Source organism: Streptomyces sp. 351MFTsu5.1 (assembly GCF_000383655.1).
GTDB classification, from domain to species: Bacteria; Actinomycetota; Actinomycetes; order Streptomycetales; family Streptomycetaceae; genus Streptomyces; species Streptomyces griseorubiginosus.
Genome location: NZ_KB911808.1, coordinates 1 through 14931, shown reverse-complemented (window position 1 = coordinate 14931; position 14931 = coordinate 1). Strand labels below are relative to the sequence as shown.

Sequence of the window (14931 nt, the reverse complement as noted above, 5' to 3'; positions counted from 1 at the left end):
CAACGTACGGGGGCCATCTCGATGATTCCCTCTGGCCGAGTTTTCCACCCTGCGGGAGCACCCGGCCCAAGGCCTTGCTCAGCTGCCGGACAGGACCCTGACCAGGTCTTCTGCCGTGCGGCAGCGGTCCAGCAGCTCCTTGACGTGATTTCGCGTTCCGCGAAGCGGTTCGAGGGTTGGGACGCGCTGGAGCGAGTCCCGGCCCGGGAGGTCGAAGATGACCGAGTCCCAGGAGGCCGCGGCGACGTCGTCGGCGTACTGCTCGAGGCAGCGGCCGCGGAAGTAGGCGCGGGTGTCCTCAGGGGGCTTGGTGCGGGCCCTCTCGACCTCCTGCTCGTCGAGGAGGCGCTTCATGCGGCCGCGGGCCGCGAGACGGTTGTAGAGGCCCTTGTCGGCCCGTACGTCGGCGTACTGGAGGTCGAGGAGGTGCAGCTTGGCGGCGTCCCAGTCGAGGCCGTCACGGCGCCGGTAGCCCTCCATGAGCTCCCGCTTGGCGACCCAGTCCAGCTCGCCGGCGAGGCTCATGGGGTCGTTCTCGAGTCGGTTGAGGGTGTCCTCCCAGCGGGTGAGGACGTCCTTGGTCTGGTCGTCGGCGTCGGCGCCGTAGCGCTCCTCGACGTACTTGCGGGCCAGCTCGTAGTACTCCATCTGGAGCTGGACGGCGGTGAGTGTGCGGCCGCTGCGGAGGGTGACCAGGCGTTGGAGTGTCGGGTCGTGGGAGACCTGGTGGAGGGTGCGTACGGGCTGGTCGACGGCCAGGTCGACGGCGATGAAGCCGTCCTCGATCATCGACAGGACCAGGGCCGTGGTGCCGAGCTTGAGGTAGGTCGAGATCTCGGAGAGGTTCGCGTCGCCGATGATCACGTGGAGGCGGCGGTACTTCTCGGCGTCGGCGTGGGGTTCGTCTCGGGTGTTGATGATCGGGCGCTTCAGCGTCGTCTCAAGTCCTACCTCGACCTCGAAGTAGTCCGCGCGCTGGCTGAGCTGGAAGCCGTGTTCGTGGCCGTCCTGGCCGATGCCGACGCGGCCGGCGCCGGTGACGACCTGGCGGGAGACGAAGAAGGGCGTGAGGTGGCGCACGATGTCCGAGAAGGGGGTTTCCCGCTTCATCAGGTAGTTCTCGTGCGTGCCGTAGGAGGCGCCCTTGTTGTCGGTGTTGTTCTTGTAGAGGTGGATAGGCTGGGCGCCGGGGAGCGCTGCGGCGCGTTCGGCGGCCTCGGCCATGATGCGCTCGCCGGCCTTGTCCCAGAGGACGGCGTCGCGGGGGTTGGTGACCTCGGGGGAGCTGTATTCGGGGTGTGCGTGGTCGACGTAGAGGCGCGCACCGTTGGTGAGGATGACGTTGGCGAGGCCGATGTCCTCGTCGGTGAGCTGGCTGGAGTCTGCGGCCTCGCGGGCGAGGTCGAAGCCCCGTGCGTCTCGCAGCGGGTTTTCCTCCTCGAAGTCCCAGCGGGCCCGGCGGGCCCGGTGCATCGCCGCCGCGTAGGCGTTGACGATCTGGGATGAGGTGAGCATGGCATTGGCGTTGGGGTGGCCGGGGACGGAGATCCCGTACTCCGTCTCGATGCCCATTACTCGCCGTACGGTCATGCGGCCCTCCTTGCCCGGCGGCGCCCTCGGTCGGGGGCGGCGCTCAAGTACCGCTGGCGCTCCGGTGCGTGTGCGGTGCCCGTCCCCGCACTGCGCGACTCGGCGGTACCGAAGAGCCTAGAACGGCTCTGCGCTGGTGGGGAGATCATTTGCGTCATTGCCTTGCTCGCCTTTGGTCCGGTTAGTTGCCTGAAAAACAGTCGGCTGCGGGTACCCCGCCGAGGGCACCCGCAGCCGCCCTGTGTTTACAGGTACTGACCGGTGTTCGCCACCGTGTCGATGGAGCGTCCGGTGTCGGCGCCCTGCTTTCCGGTGATGAGGGTACGGATGTAGACGATCCGTTCGCCCTTCTTTCCGGAGATGCGGGCCCAGTCGTCCGGGTTGGTGGTGTTGGGCAGGTCCTCGTTCTCCTTGAACTCGTCCACGCAGGCCTGGAGGAGGTGGGAGACGCGGAGGCCCTTCTGGTTGTGGTCGAGGAAGTCCTTGATCGCCATTTTCTTGGCGCGGCCGACGATGTTCTCGATCATGGCGCCGGAGTTGAAGTCCTTGAAGTAGAGGACTTCCTTGTCTCCGTTGGCGTAGGTGACTTCCAGGAAGCGGTTTTCCTCGGATTCGGCGTACATGTGTTCCACGGCCGTCTGGATCATGCTGGCGACGGTGGTGGCCTTGCTGCCGCTGTGCTCGCCGAGGTCGTCGGCGTGCAGGGGGAGGCGCTCGGTGAGGTACTTGCCGAAGATGTCCTTGGCGGCCTCGGCGTCGGGACGCTCGATCTTGATCTTCACGTCGAGTCGGCCGGGGCGCAGGATGGCGGGGTCGATCATGTCCTCGCGGTTGGAGGCGCCGATGACGACCACGTTCTGGAGGCCTTCGACACCGTCGATCTCGGCGAGGAGCTGCGGGACGATGGTGTTCTCCACGTCCGAGCTGACGCCGGAGCCGCGGGTGCGGAAGAGGGATTCCATCTCGTCGAAGAAGACGATGACGGGGGTGCCCTCGCTGGCCTTCTCACGGGCACGCTGGAAGACGAGGCGGATCTGCCGCTCGGTCTCGCCGACGTACTTGTTGAGGAGCTCGGGGCCCTTGATGTTGAGGAAGAAGCTCTTGCCCTGGGCCTGGCCGGTGACCTCGGCGACCTTCTTGGCCAGCGAGTTGGCGACGGCCTTGGCGATGAGCGTCTTTCCGCATCCGGGGGGCCCGTAGAGCAGGACGCCCTTGGGCGGGCGCAGTTCGTGCTCCTTGAACAGGTCCGGGTAGAGGTACGGCAGCTCGACCGCGTCGCGGATGGCCTCGATCTGGCCGCCGAGTCCGCCGATCTGCTCGTAGCCGATGTCGGGGACCTCTTCGAGGACGAGTTCCTCGACCTCGCTCTTGGGGACGACCTCGTAGACGTAGCCGGAGCGCGGCTCGAGGAGCAGGGCGTCGCCGGGGCGGATGGTGACGTCGAGGAGTGGTTCGGCGAGCCGTACCACGCGCTCTTCGTCGGTGTGCCCCTGCACCAGGGCGCGCTCGCCGTCCTCAAGGATCTCCTTGAGGGTGACGATGTCGCCGACGCTCTCGTACTGCATGGCCTCGACCACGTTGAGAGCTTCGTTGAGCATCACTTCCTGGCCGCGCCGGAGCTCTTCGAGTTCGACGCTGGGGCTGACGTTCACCCGCAGTTTGCGGCCGCCGGTGAAGATGTCTGCGGTGCCGTCCTCGTTCGCTTCGAGGAAGACGCCGAAGCCGGCCGGCGGCTGTGCGAGCCGGTCGACCTCCTCCTTGAGGGCCACGATCTGGTCGCGGGCCTCACGGAGCGTGTTGGCGAGTCGCTCGTTCTGTGCGGATACGCCGGCCAGGTTGGTCTGCAGCTCGACGATCCGCTCTTCGAGAATCCTCGTGTGTCGCGGAGAGTCGGCGAGCTTGCGCCGCAGGACGGCGATCTCCTGCTCAAGGTAGGCAATCTGCCCGGACGGGTCGTCGGACCCTCGTCCCGGGCGGATGCCGCGGTTCATGTCGTCGTCGTGGGCTGCCACGGTCCTCACCTCCTCCAAGGGGAGCTGGACGCTTCCAGACCCTACCTGGGCGGGTGTCGATTGAAACCCCTAGATCACAAAGACGGTCGGGGTGTGTCCGATCTTCACCCTTGCGCTCTCCCTCACGCCAGGGAAATACCCAGCGAACGTGCCGGGAACCCAGCCCGAGGTAGTGTCGAAGCGTTCAACACCCGTCAGAGCTGGCCGGATTCCCGTTCGGCTCGACTCGTAAACGGCAGGAGACATGGGCGTGCAGCAGGAGGCCGGGGCCGGTGGCGAGACCCTGGAGGTCTGGATCGATCAGGACCTGTGTACGGGTGACGGCATCTGCGTGCAGTACGCGCCGGAGGTGTTCGAGCTGGACATCGACGGTCTGGCCTATGTGAAGGGCTCGGACGACGAGCTGTTGCAGGAGAAGGGCGCCACAACGCCCGTTCCGCTGCCGCTTCTCACCGATGTGGTCGACTCCGCGAAGGAGTGTCCAGGTGAGTGCATCCATGTACGGCGGGTTTCGGACAGCGTCGAGGTCTACGGCCCGGACGCGGAGTGACCGTTCGGACACTCCGCGCGACCACTGTCTGATTTCTCACAAGCGTGACCGCTTCGGTCAGACGGTGTGTGTGCCCGCCGGGGTCGAGCGGACGAACGCGCCGTCCTTCCACTGCCATTTCGCCTTGTCCGTCACGTCCGGGCAGCAACTGGGTACGTCCGACGTGGAATAGCCGAGGAGGGTCGCTTCGACCGCTTCGTCGCTCACGGTGAAGTCGGTGACGGTGTTGCGGCTCTTCGGGCTCAGCAGGGTGGCGACGACTCGGGGTTCGCCGGTGTCCTTCGCGCGTGTGATGACGTAGACGGCGTCGGGCGGGGTGCCCATGGCGGCGTCGCAGTGCACCACGACGACGGTTTCCGGCCGTCCGTCACCGTCGAGGTCTCCGGAGGCGCGCTTTTGCACCTTCGCCTTGACCGGGCCGCAGTCGATCGGGAAGTGCACGTGGGTGGGATCGGGTGCGGTGGTGACCACCGGGGCGGGTCCGGCTTCGGGACCGGCCGCCTGTGCCGCCGTCGCGGGGTTGGGCTGGAGGACCGAGGAGAAGGCCACGACCGCTGCCACGGCGGTGGCGGTGGCGACCCAGTGGATCGGGCGGGTGTGCGTGTGTGCCAGTTCCGGGACGGCGGATTGCTGCACTAGGAGCGTCTCCTGTGAGGGCTGTGCCGGTGGGGGGGGTGGCCAGCATGGTGCCACACGTCACAGATCTGGGGAACGGCGGGGTGGGTACTTGTGCGGGTTGCGCCGCGCCGGGTCCTGCCGCCTCCTCAACATGAGGGCGCCGGGGTGGAGTTCCCCTGGTCTGCGGGAACTCCACCCCGGCGCCCGTACGTTGAATGCGGCACCGGGCCGCCCTAGCGGCCGGAGCCTCCGTCGGCGTTGGGGCCGGCGTAGTCCTCGCCGTAGGCGCCCTTGGCGGGGCGGCGGCGGCGCATGGGGGGCTCGACGCCGTCGGCGAGGCGGCGGGCGGTGAGCAGGAAGCCGGTGTGGCCGATCATCCGGTGGTCGGGGCGGACGGCCAGGCCCTCGATGTGCCAGTTGCGGATCATCGTCTCCCAGGCGGTCGGCTCGTTGAAGGAGCCGATCTCGCGGATGGACTCGACGGTCCGGGCGAGCTGGGTGGTGGTGGCGACGTAGCAGCACAGGATGCCGCCGGGGACGAGCGCCTTGGAGACGGCCTCCAGGCACTCCCAGGGGGCGAGCATGTCGAGGATGACGCGGTCGACGTCGGTGTCGGACAGGTTGTCCTGGAGGTCGCCGACGGTGAGCTGCCAGGCGGGGTGCGGGCCGCCGAAGTAGCGCTCCACGTTCTGCCGGGCGATGTCGGCGAAGTCCTCACGGCGCTCGTAGCTGTGCAGCATGCCCTGGTCGCCGATGGCGCGCAGCAGGAAGCTGCTGAGCGAGCCGGAGCCGACGCCTGCCTCGACGACGCGGGCGCCGGTGAAGATGTCGGCGAAGGCGAGGATCTGCCCCGCGTCCTTGGGGTAGACCACGGCGGCGCCGCGGGGCATGGACAGGACGTAGTCGGGGAGCAGGGGGCGCAGCGCGAGGTAGGCGACGTTACCGGTGGTGCGGACAACGCTGCCCTCGGGTGCGCCGATCAGCTCGTCGTGGGGGAAGGAACCCTTGTGGGTGTGGAAGTTCTTTCCCTCTTCGAGCGTGAACGTGTAGTGGCGGCCCTTGGGGTCGGTCAGCTGAACCTGGTCCCCGACCTTGAAGGGCCCGCGCCTGCGGGCGGCACCGGTCGGTTCGGACATGTGAACAGCCTACCGGTCCCGGGAGGGGCCGCCGACCACTAGGACGGCCTGGCCATGGCCTTCACGAACGCGCGCTCGACGTCGGCCGCGGAGAGGACGCCGTAGATCTCGCCGGTCTCCTCGACGACCAGGTACTCCGTCGCGGGGGTCGCGCGCAGGGCGTCCAGGAGGTCCTCGCCGGCGAGTTCGGCGGAGACGCGCATGCCGTCGGTGAGGTCCTGGGCGAGGCCGCTGACGGCGACCCAGGGGCGGCGGTGTTCCGGTACGCCGACGATGGCGGCCTCGCGGACGAGGGAGAGCGGGGTGCCTTCGGCGTCGACGACGACCAGGGCGCGGGCGCCGGCGTCGTTGGCGCGGCGCAGGGCCTCGGAGAGGGGGGTGTCGGTCTCGACGGGGACCGCGCGGCGGGTGAGGGTGCGGGCGCGCAGTTCGGGGAGGTGTTCGCGCAGGCGTGCCATGCGGAGGCTGTTGCCGGCGCCGGTCCAGATGATGGCGGCGAGGATCGCGGCGAGCAGGGCGTCCATCACGGTGTCCATGCCGACGTTGTCCTCGGCGGAGGAGCCGAGGGCGCCGGACTGGGTGAGCAGCGGGAGGCCGATGAGGACGCAGACGGCGAGCGCTCGGCCGACCCAGGCGGCGGCGATGGTGCCGCTCATGGGCCTGCCGGTGATCTTCCAGACGACGGCGCGGAGCATGCGGCCGCCGTCGAGGGGGAGGCCGGGCAGCAGGTTGAAGGCGGCCACGATGAGGTTGGAGATCATCAGGCCGGCGAGCAGGACGCCGGGGACCGTGCCGGGTTCGACGGGCTGCATCGCGAGGTAGAAGACGCCGGCGAGGACCAGGGAGAGCAGCGGGCCGACGAAGGCCAGCACGAACTCCCGGCCGGGGGTCTCGGCCTCCTTCTCGATCTCGGAGACGCCGCCGAAGAACTGGAGCTGGATGCGACGGACGGGGAGCTTGAAGCGGAGGGCGGCGACGGTATGGGCCAGTTCGTGGACCAGGACCGAGGCGTAGAAGGCGACCGCGAAGAAGAGGGAGACGAGATAGCGGGCGGCGCCGAGTTCCGGCAGGACGCGGTCCAGTTGGCCGCCGAACACCCAGGTGATGAGCGCGGCGACGAGGAACCAGCTGGGGGCGACGTAGACGGGCACGCCGAAGGGCCGGCCCATCAGGAGGCCGCCGCGGGGCTGGGGGGACTGCGGCGGGGGGTTCTTGGGGGTGGGGCCGGAATGGGCGAGGGTGCGGTGGTGGTCGGGGGTGCCGGGGTCGGAGGTGCCCGGGTCGTGGGTGCCGTGGTCGGGGGTGTCTTCGGGCTTGGTCGGGCCGGTGGGGGGTTGGGGCCGGTCCTGGGCGGTGTGGGGGTGAGCGGCTTGCGGTGTCTCGCCGGCCGGTTCCACGGGCTCCGGGGACTCGGCGGGCTCGACGTGCTCGGCGGTCTCCGGGGCGGGGGGTTCGGCCGGTCGTTCGTCGGCGTCGGGGGCCTCGGCGGGTCGGTCGGGTGCCGGCCGGGTCCCGTTGTCGTGGGGGTCGGTGGCTCGGGCCGGGGGCCCTGCGTGGGGCTCGGCCGACCCGTCCGTACCGGATCGCGGCTGCCCGCTCCCGCCGCTCTCGTCCACGATGTCCCCTCGTTCGAAACGTCTTCCGAAGCGTCTTCCGCGTCTGCCGTGCGGAAGGGTCTCGGGTCGATGGTATGCGGCGGTCGCGGTGCGTTCCGCCCCGGCACCCCCTGTGTTTCCTCAGGCGTTGCAGCCGTGAGGGTCGCGGCTGGGTCACTGTCAGTGGCGGGCCGTATGGTCTGTGGTCATGGAGACGAGCACGGAGGGCGTGGCCGAGTCGGCGCCCGAAGCCCCGGTCGAGCCCCCGCAGGCGGCGGCCCCACCGGTCGCGAGGCAGCCCCGCACAGCCGAGCGCCGGGACACGACCGGCCGCGGGGTGACCGAGGGCCTCACGCCGGAGCCCGAATCGGCCGATCCGGGTGCGCACGAGCCCGAATCGGCTGGCGTGGCCACGACTGAGCCTGGAGCGACCGACGCGGCCACAGCTGAGCCTGTGGCGGCTGACGCGGTCTCGGCCGAGCCTGTAGTGGCCGACCCGCTCACGGCCGACCCTGCCGCAGCAGAGGCCCCCAACGCGGCAGACCGCGGCGCGAGCGAGCGATCGGAAGCGGCCGATCCGGAGGCGGCGGAACAGGTCGCGACTGCCCCGGGGATGGTCCAGGCCTCCCCCGCACCCTCGGCACCCCTGCCCTCTCCCGGAACAGCACCGGAGGAGGCACTCCCGCTCGACCCCGGCGGCGTTGTGGAACCGATGATCCCCGCCGGCGTCGAGCCGGTCGCCTCCGGCCCCGCCCGGGGTGCGGCACCCGCCAAGACGCTCCCCGCCGCGCCCGCCTCCCTGTCCCCCTCGCGTGCCGGTGACTTCATGCAGTGTCCGTTGCTGTACCGGTTCCGGGTGATCGACCGGCTGCCCGAGAAGCCGAGCGAGGCGGCCACGCGGGGCACCCTCGTGCACGCGGTGCTGGAGCGGCTCTTCGACGCCCCGGCGGGTGAGCGCACCGCGCCCGCCGCCAAGTCGTTGATCCCGGGCCAGTGGGACCGGCTGCGGGAGAGCCGCCCCGAGGTGGTCGAGCTGTTCGCCGACGATCCGGACGGCGAGCGGCTCGCGCGCTGGCTCGGTGAGGCGGAGCGGCTCGTGGAGCGGTGGTTCACGCTGGAGGACCCCACCCGGCTGGAGCCCGCCGAGCGCGAGCTGTTCGTCGAGACGCGGCTGGAGTCGGGGCTGACGTTGCGCGGGATCATCGACCGGGTCGACGTGGCGCCGACCGGCGAGGTGCGGATCGTCGACTACAAGACGGGCAAGGCGCCCCGTCCGGAGTTCGCCGAGGGCGCGCTGTTCCAGATGAAGTTCTACGCCCTGGTGGTGTGGCGGCTGAAGAACGTGATCCCGCGCCGGCTCCAGCTGGTGTACCTCGGCAGCGGTGACGTTCTGACGTACGACCCCGTCCTCGCCGATCTGGAGCGGGTCGAGCGCAAGCTGCTGGCGCTGTGGGAGGCGATCCGGCAGGCCACGGAGACGGGCGACTGGCGGCCCCGTCCGACCAAGCTGTGCGGCTGGTGCGACCACCAGGAGCACTGCCCGGAGTTCGGCGGCACTCCCCCGCCGTATCCGCTGCCGGTGAGGGCGGCCGGGTCGGCGGCGGACGCGCAGGGCAGAATGGGGCCGGACTAGCGAAGGAGACTTACGTGGCCATCCGCGTCCTACTGGTCGACGACCAGCCGCTGCTGCGAACCGGCTTCCGGATGATTCTGGAGGCGGAGCAGGACATCGCGGTCGTGGGCGAGGCCGGAGACGGCCTTCAGGCTCTGGACCAGGTGCGGGCGCTCCAGCCCGATGTGGTCCTGATGGACATCCGTATGCCGCGGATGGACGGTGTGGAGGCGACCCGGCAGATCACCGGCCCGGGCCGGGACGGTCCGGCGAAGGTGCTGGTGCTGACCACGTTCGATCTCGACGAGTACGTGGTGGAGGCGTTGCGGGCGGGGGCCAGCGGGTTCCTGCTGAAGGACGCTCCGGCCAATGAGCTCGTGCAGGCGATCCGGGTGGTGGCCGCGGGTGAGGCGATGCTGGCGCCGAGCATCACGCGTCGGCTGCTCGACAAGTACGCCACGCATCTGCCGTCGGGTGACGAGCCGGTGCCGGACACCCTGCACACGCTCACGGACCGCGAGGTCGAGGTGCTGAAGCTGGTGGCGCGCGGGCTGTCCAACGCGGAGATCGCCGCGGATCTGTTCGTCAGCGAGACCACGGTGAAGACCCATGTGGGTCATGTCCTGACGAAGCTGGGGCTGCGGGACCGGGTGCAGGCCGCGGTGTACGCGTACGAGAGCGGGCTGGTGCGCCCCGGCGCGCAGTAGGAATGGTGAGCGAAGAGGGCGCCCCCTCCCTGACCGGGGGCGCCCTCTTCGTGTCCACAGGTCCGGTTCAGCCCTTGCTGAGCTCCCAGAAGCGGAAGACGGTCGAGGCGTCGAGGCAGTACTCCAGGCCGTAGACGTCGTCGCGGACCACGGCGTACTGCTTGGCCTGCCAGACCGGCAGCACGGGGACGTCGTCGGCGACGATGTCCTGGAGGGTGCCGAAGTGGTCGTCCGTGGCGGAGCGGTCCGGCTGGGCGGCGGTCTCGGGGATGAGCGTGCCGGTGATCTTGCTGTTGTCGTAGTTGTTGTCCAGCACGTTGCCCTTGCCGAAGAAGGGCGCCGTGAAGTTGTCGGCGTCCGGGTAGTCGGGGACCCAGCCCTTGACGTACACGCCGTACTTCCCGGCGGCGATGTCCTTCTCGTACTGGCCGAAGGCCACGGACTTCACGTCGGCGGCGAACAGCCCGCTGGCGTTGAGCTGCTTGGCGATGGTGCGGAGTTCCTGGTCGGTGGCAGGGCCGTAGCGGGACGGCGTGGACCACAGGGTCAGCTTGACCTTGCCGGTGATGTTGTCGTCGGCGAGGGCGGTGGCGGCCTTGGCCCGGGAGGGCTCGGCGCCGTAGGTGTCGAAGAAGGCCGTGTTGTGGCCCGCGATACCGGCCGGGATGATCGAGTAGAGCGGGGTGGCGGTGCCCTGGTAGACGTCGTGGATGAGGGCTTCGCGGTCGAGGAGGTAGGCGATCGCCTTGCGGACGCCGACCTTGCCGGCGACCGGGTCCTTCATGTTGAAGACGAGGTGCTGGACCTCGGCGCTGGTTCCCTCGACGACCTCGACGCCGGAGTCGGGTGAGGCGTTCTCGATGTCGGTGATGTCGCGGGCGGTCAGACCGCGGTAGGCGAGGTCGACCTTGTTGTCGGTCAGGGCGGTCTTCAGGGCGCCCTGGTCGCCGTGGAAGAACTTCAGGGTGACGCCGGAGTTCTGGGTCTCGGCGGTGCCCTTGTAGTTCTCGTTGACGGAGAAGACGGCCTGGTCGTCGTCGAACGAGTCGAGCTGGTACGGGCCGGAGCCGACCGCCTTGCCGTCCTTGCGCAGGCCGTCGGCCTCGTACTGGGTGTGGTCGACGATCGAGCCGGCACCGGAGGCGATCTTGCTGGGGAAGGTGGCGTCGGGGGTGTTGAGCCTGAAGACGACGGTCTTCTCGTCCGGGGTCTCGACCTTCTCGAGCATCGGGAACATGATCGCCGGACCGGCGTCGTCGTTGATCTTCAGCGTGCGGTCGAAGGAGAACTTGACGTCCTTCGAGGTGAGCGCGTCACCGTTGCTGAACTTGAGGCCGTCCTTGAGCGTGCACGTGTACACCTGGGTCCTGGTGTCCGTGAACTCGCACTTCTGGGCGGCGTCCGGCTCCGGTTCGGTGCCGCCCTTGGGGAAGCTGAGCAGCGACTGGAAGACGTTGTTGAACAACAGCCATGAGCCGGGGTCGTAGCCGGAGGCCGGGTCGGTGGCGAGGACGTCGTCGGACATGCCCATGACCACCGAGGAGCCGCCGGAACCGGAGTCACCCGAGTCCGTACCGCAGCCGGTCAACAGGCCGGAGGCCAGCCCCGCCACGATCGGCAGGACCGGCCACTGGATGCGCTTGTTCACGTGCGAGTGCCTTGTCGTCGATTCTGTTGGAATCCCGGGCCGGTCCCGCGGCCCGGGGCGAAGGGGGTGACGGCCGGTCAGCCGCTCACGCCCTTGCCGAGTTCCCACAGCTGCAGCGTCGACGAGGAGTTGAGCGCGTAGGCGGTGCCCGTGACGTCGTCGCGCGCGGCGACGTACTGGTTGCCCTGCCACAACGGCAGCACGGGGACGTCGTTGGCGACGATGTCCTGGATCTCGGTCAGGCTTCCGGCTGCGGCGATGCGGTCGGCCTCGCGGCGGGAGTCCGGAATCAGGGTGTTGCGGATCTTGCTGTTGGAGTACGGCGAGCCGAGGAAGTTGTCCTTGTCGAGGAAGGGGGCGAGGTAGTTGTCCGCGTCCGGGAAGTCCGGGAACCAGCCCATGCCGTAGACGTCGTACTTGCCCTTCTGCTCGGCCGGGCGGAAGGTGTCCCAGGGGGTGCCCTGGATGCTGACGTCGAAGAGCCCGCTGTCGTTGAGCTGCTTCTGGAGGTCCTCGAACTCCTCCTTGGTGGCCGGACCGTAGTGGTCGGTCGTGTAGTGCAGGGTCAGCTTCACCGGGGTGCTGATGCCGGCCTGGGCCATGAGGGCCTTGGCCTTGGTGACGCTGGGGTCGCCGTACTTGTTGAAGAACGAGTTGGAGTGGCCGGTGATGGAGGCCGGGACCAGCGAGAAGAGCGGCTCGGCCTGGGTGCCGTAGACCTTGGAGACGAGTTCGCCGCGGTTGATCAGCTGGGCCATGGCCTGGCGCACCGCGCGGGACTTCACGGTCGGCGCGTTGGTGTTGAAGGCCAGGTAGCGGATCTCCAGGCCGGCCATCTCGACGAGGTCGACCGCGCCACCCGAGGCATTGGAGAGCTTGTTGATCTGCGCGGGCGACATGGTGCGGGTGATGAGGTCGATGTCGCCCTTCTCGAGGGCCTCGCCCATCTTGTCGGCGTCCGCGTAGGAGCGCAGCTCGACCTTCTCGTTGTTCACGGTCAACGAACCCTTGTAGTTGGGGTTCTTGGTGAACACGGCGTCGACGAGCTCGTCGTTCTTGACGTCGGCCTTCATGGTGTAGGGGCCGGAGCCGTCGACGTCGAAGCCGTCGCGGAGCTTGTTCTTCGGGTAGTCCTCGGGGTCGACGATGCCGGCGACCGGGGTCGAGAGCTTGTACGGGAAGGTGGCGTCCGCGGTCTTGAGGTGGAAGATGACCTCTCGTTCGCCCTTGGTCTCGACGGTGTCGATCGTGGAGAGCAGCGCGAAGACGCCGGAGTCGGCCTTGAGGGCACGGGCCCGGTCGATGGAGTACTTCACGTCGGACGCGGTGATGGCGTGGCCGTTGGCGAACTTCAGGCCCTCGCGCAGGGTGCAGACGTAGCGCTCGTTGCCGCTGTCGCTGAAGCCGCAGGACTGGGCCGCCTCGGGCACGGGTTCGCCGTCGCCCTTGGGCTGGATCATCAGGGTCTGCACGGTCTGGCGCAGGACGTTCCAGGTGCCGACGTCGTAGGCGTAGGCGGGGTCGAGCGGCGCCGGGGCGTCCTTCGTGGCGGTGAACCGGTCCGTGGTGCCGACGCCGATCGCGTCGCTCGAGCCGCTGCCGGCGTCGGTCCCGCCGCAGGCGGCGAGCACCGGCGCGAGCAGACCGATGACGGCCGGCAGCACCAAAGTCTTGCGGTTCATGCTCGAGTTTCTCCAGAGCTCTTGGGTCCGTGTAACCGGCATGCATGGGTGGTGCGGCGGATCACGGGGGTGGGGCGATGTTCTCAGCAGGAGATTAGTCCGCACCTGAAGGACGGTTCGCGGGTACCGGAGTTGAAGTGCCATCACACAGCGGAACCGGGCGTGGACGCACCGAAAACCCGACAGGGGAAGGATTAGTGCAGGGTTCCATGAATCGGGACACATAGGCACCGCCGGGCCCGCGGAAGCGGCGCGTCCGGCACAGCCCGGCCCGGCTGTCGAGCCTCCGTCGAGTGGGGAACCTCACACCCGTAACAGGGCGGCAGCCGACCGGAATTCGGCCATCCGGCGCGGTTCGAATTCCGGCGACGGGGCTCTGGGGAATTACCGCGCTATCCGCGTTGCACGCTGGGTGAACAGCGGAGGCATTTCCGTCATCGAAGGATCATCGAAAGCTGATCAAGCCGCGCAGAAACGTCAGGTCGACCTCTTCGAGGGAGCCGACGACGGTGCGGCCGGGGGCGGGCGGGATGGGGGCGACGGAGGGTACGGCCACGACCTGGCAGCCGGCCGCCTCGGCCGCGGCGACTCCGGTCGCGGTGTCCTCGACCACCGCGCATCTGGCCGGATCCGCGCCCAGTCCGGCGGCGGCGAACAGATACGGGTCGGGGTGGGGCTTGGTGCGCGACACCTCGTCGCCGGCGACCGTGAGGGCGAAGTGCCGGGGGCCGAGGGAGGTGAGGACACGGTCGATGATGCGCCGGTGCGAGGCGGAGACCAGGGCCGTGGGGATCCCGTGGGCGGAGAGTTCGGCGAGCAGCCGCGTGGCGCCGGGCATCAGGGGCAGGGCGCGGCCGATGCGCTCCTCGAAGCCGTCGTTGAGCAGGACGGTGAGCTCGGGGAGGGTGATGTCGGCGCCGGTGGCCTCGATGAGGAAGCCGGCGCTGCGGGTCATGGGGCCGCCCACCACGACATGGCGCCAGGAGTCGTCGAGGGTGTGGCCGAGGTGGGCGAAGACCTCCACCTCGACGTCCCACCAGAAGCCCTCGGTGTCCACCAGGGTGCCGTCCATGTCGAGGAGGACGGCCTGGAGGGCGGAGCCGTCGGCCGTACGGGTCATTGGCGCGGGGACCGTGCTGGTCATCCACGTACCTCCTTGAGGGACGAGCAGGCCGGTTCCCACGAAGGGAACCGGCCTGCGGTGGACCGACCAGTGTACGACTTATCCGATCAGTGTGCTCGGTGAGGTGGTGCGGAGCCGACGGGCGGCTTCAGCGGGCGTTGAAGTACTTCGCCTCCGGGTGGTGGATGACGATCGCGTCGGTGGACTGCTCGGGGTGGAGCTGGAACTCCTCGCTGAGGTGGACGCCGATGCGCTCGGGCTGGAGCAGGTCGGCGATCTTGGCGCGGTCCTCCAGGTCGGGGCAGGCGCCGTAGCCCAGCGAGAAGCGGGCACCGCGGTACTTCAGGGCGAACATGTCCTCGACGTCGGCCGGGTCCTCGCCGGAGAAGCCGAGCTCGGAGCGCACGCGCGCGTGCCAGTACTCGGCGAGGGCCTCGGCGAGCTGGACGGACAATCCGTGCAGTTCGAGGTAGTCGCGGTAGGCGTTGGCCTCGAACAGCTTGGCTGTCTGCTCGCCGATCCGGGAGCCGACGGTGACGACCTGGAGGCCGACCACGTCGGTCTCCCCCGACTCCTCGGGGCGGAAGAAGTCGGCGAGGCACAGCCGCCGGCCGCGGCGCTGGCGGGGGAAGGTGAAGCGGGTGCGTTCGTTGCCCTG

The 14931-nt window shown here is 69.2% G+C and carries 12 protein-coding genes; 3 read left to right on the top strand and 9 right to left on the bottom strand.

What is annotated here, in order from left to right; genetic code table 11:
- Window positions 1–78: 78 nt before the first annotated feature.
- Window positions 79–1590: a depupylase/deamidase Dop gene (dop, locus tag H295_RS0141915; RefSeq protein WP_078616912.1), complete on the bottom strand. Its 1512-nt coding sequence runs from the start codon at window positions 1588–1590 to the stop codon at window positions 79–81.
- Window positions 1591–1835: 245 nt separating this feature from the next.
- A complete protein-coding gene (gene arc / locus H295_RS0141910; RefSeq protein ID WP_020141348.1) occupies window positions 1836–3602 on the bottom strand; it encodes a proteasome ATPase in 1767 nt (588 codons plus the stop codon).
- Between the two features lie 244 nt (window positions 3603–3846).
- Here arc and H295_RS0141905 point away from each other — a divergent pair, with 244 nt between their 5' ends.
- Window positions 3847–4152: a ferredoxin gene (locus tag H295_RS0141905; protein WP_020141347.1), complete on the top strand. Its 306-nt coding sequence runs from the start codon at window positions 3847–3849 to the stop codon at window positions 4150–4152.
- 57 nt (window positions 4153–4209) lie between these two features.
- On the opposite strand, the gene H295_RS0141900 is transcribed toward H295_RS0141905, so the two are convergent.
- The 3 genes from H295_RS0141900 to H295_RS0141890 form a co-directional block, all read right to left on the bottom strand.
- Entirely contained in the window at window positions 4210–4788 is a 579-nt protein-coding gene (locus H295_RS0141900; RefSeq protein WP_020141346.1) for a hypothetical protein, read from the bottom strand.
- A 215-nt stretch (window positions 4789–5003) separates the two neighbouring features.
- Window positions 5004–5906 (bottom strand): tRNA (adenine-N1)-methyltransferase, encoded by a 903-nt coding sequence (locus tag H295_RS0141895; protein WP_020141345.1) that lies wholly within the window; start codon window positions 5904–5906, stop codon window positions 5004–5006.
- A 38-nt stretch (window positions 5907–5944) separates the two neighbouring features.
- A complete protein-coding gene (locus tag H295_RS0141890; protein ID WP_020141344.1) occupies window positions 5945–7522 on the bottom strand; it encodes a site-2 protease family protein in 1578 nt (525 codons plus the stop codon).
- A gap of 691 nt (window positions 7523–8213) precedes the next feature.
- Between H295_RS0141890 and H295_RS0141885 the strand changes: the two genes are divergently transcribed.
- Entirely contained in the window at window positions 8214–9134 is a 921-nt protein-coding gene (locus tag H295_RS0141885) for a RecB family exonuclease (RefSeq protein WP_106961081.1), read from the top strand.
- Between the two features lie 14 nt (window positions 9135–9148).
- Window positions 9149–9820, top strand: coding sequence for a response regulator (locus H295_RS0141880; protein WP_020141342.1), 672 nt, complete (start codon window positions 9149–9151; stop codon window positions 9818–9820).
- A gap of 67 nt (window positions 9821–9887) precedes the next feature.
- On the opposite strand, the gene H295_RS0141875 is transcribed toward H295_RS0141880, so the two are convergent.
- The 4 genes from H295_RS0141875 to H295_RS44520 all read right to left on the bottom strand — a co-directional run.
- Entirely contained in the window at window positions 9888–11468 is a 1581-nt protein-coding gene (locus H295_RS0141875) for an ABC transporter substrate-binding protein (protein ID WP_020141341.1), read from the bottom strand.
- A gap of 77 nt (window positions 11469–11545) precedes the next feature.
- A complete protein-coding gene (locus H295_RS0141870; RefSeq protein ID WP_020141340.1) occupies window positions 11546–13150 on the bottom strand; it encodes an ABC transporter substrate-binding protein in 1605 nt (534 codons plus the stop codon).
- Between the two features lie 445 nt (window positions 13151–13595).
- Complete coding sequence (locus tag H295_RS0141865; protein ID WP_028810246.1) at window positions 13596–14294, bottom strand: HAD family hydrolase; 699 nt, start codon at window positions 14292–14294, stop codon at window positions 13596–13598.
- 127 nt (window positions 14295–14421) lie between these two features.
- The coding region (locus H295_RS44520) for a vitamin B12 dependent-methionine synthase activation domain-containing protein (RefSeq protein WP_043218893.1) at window positions 14422–14931 on the bottom strand (510 nt) is incomplete at its 5' end.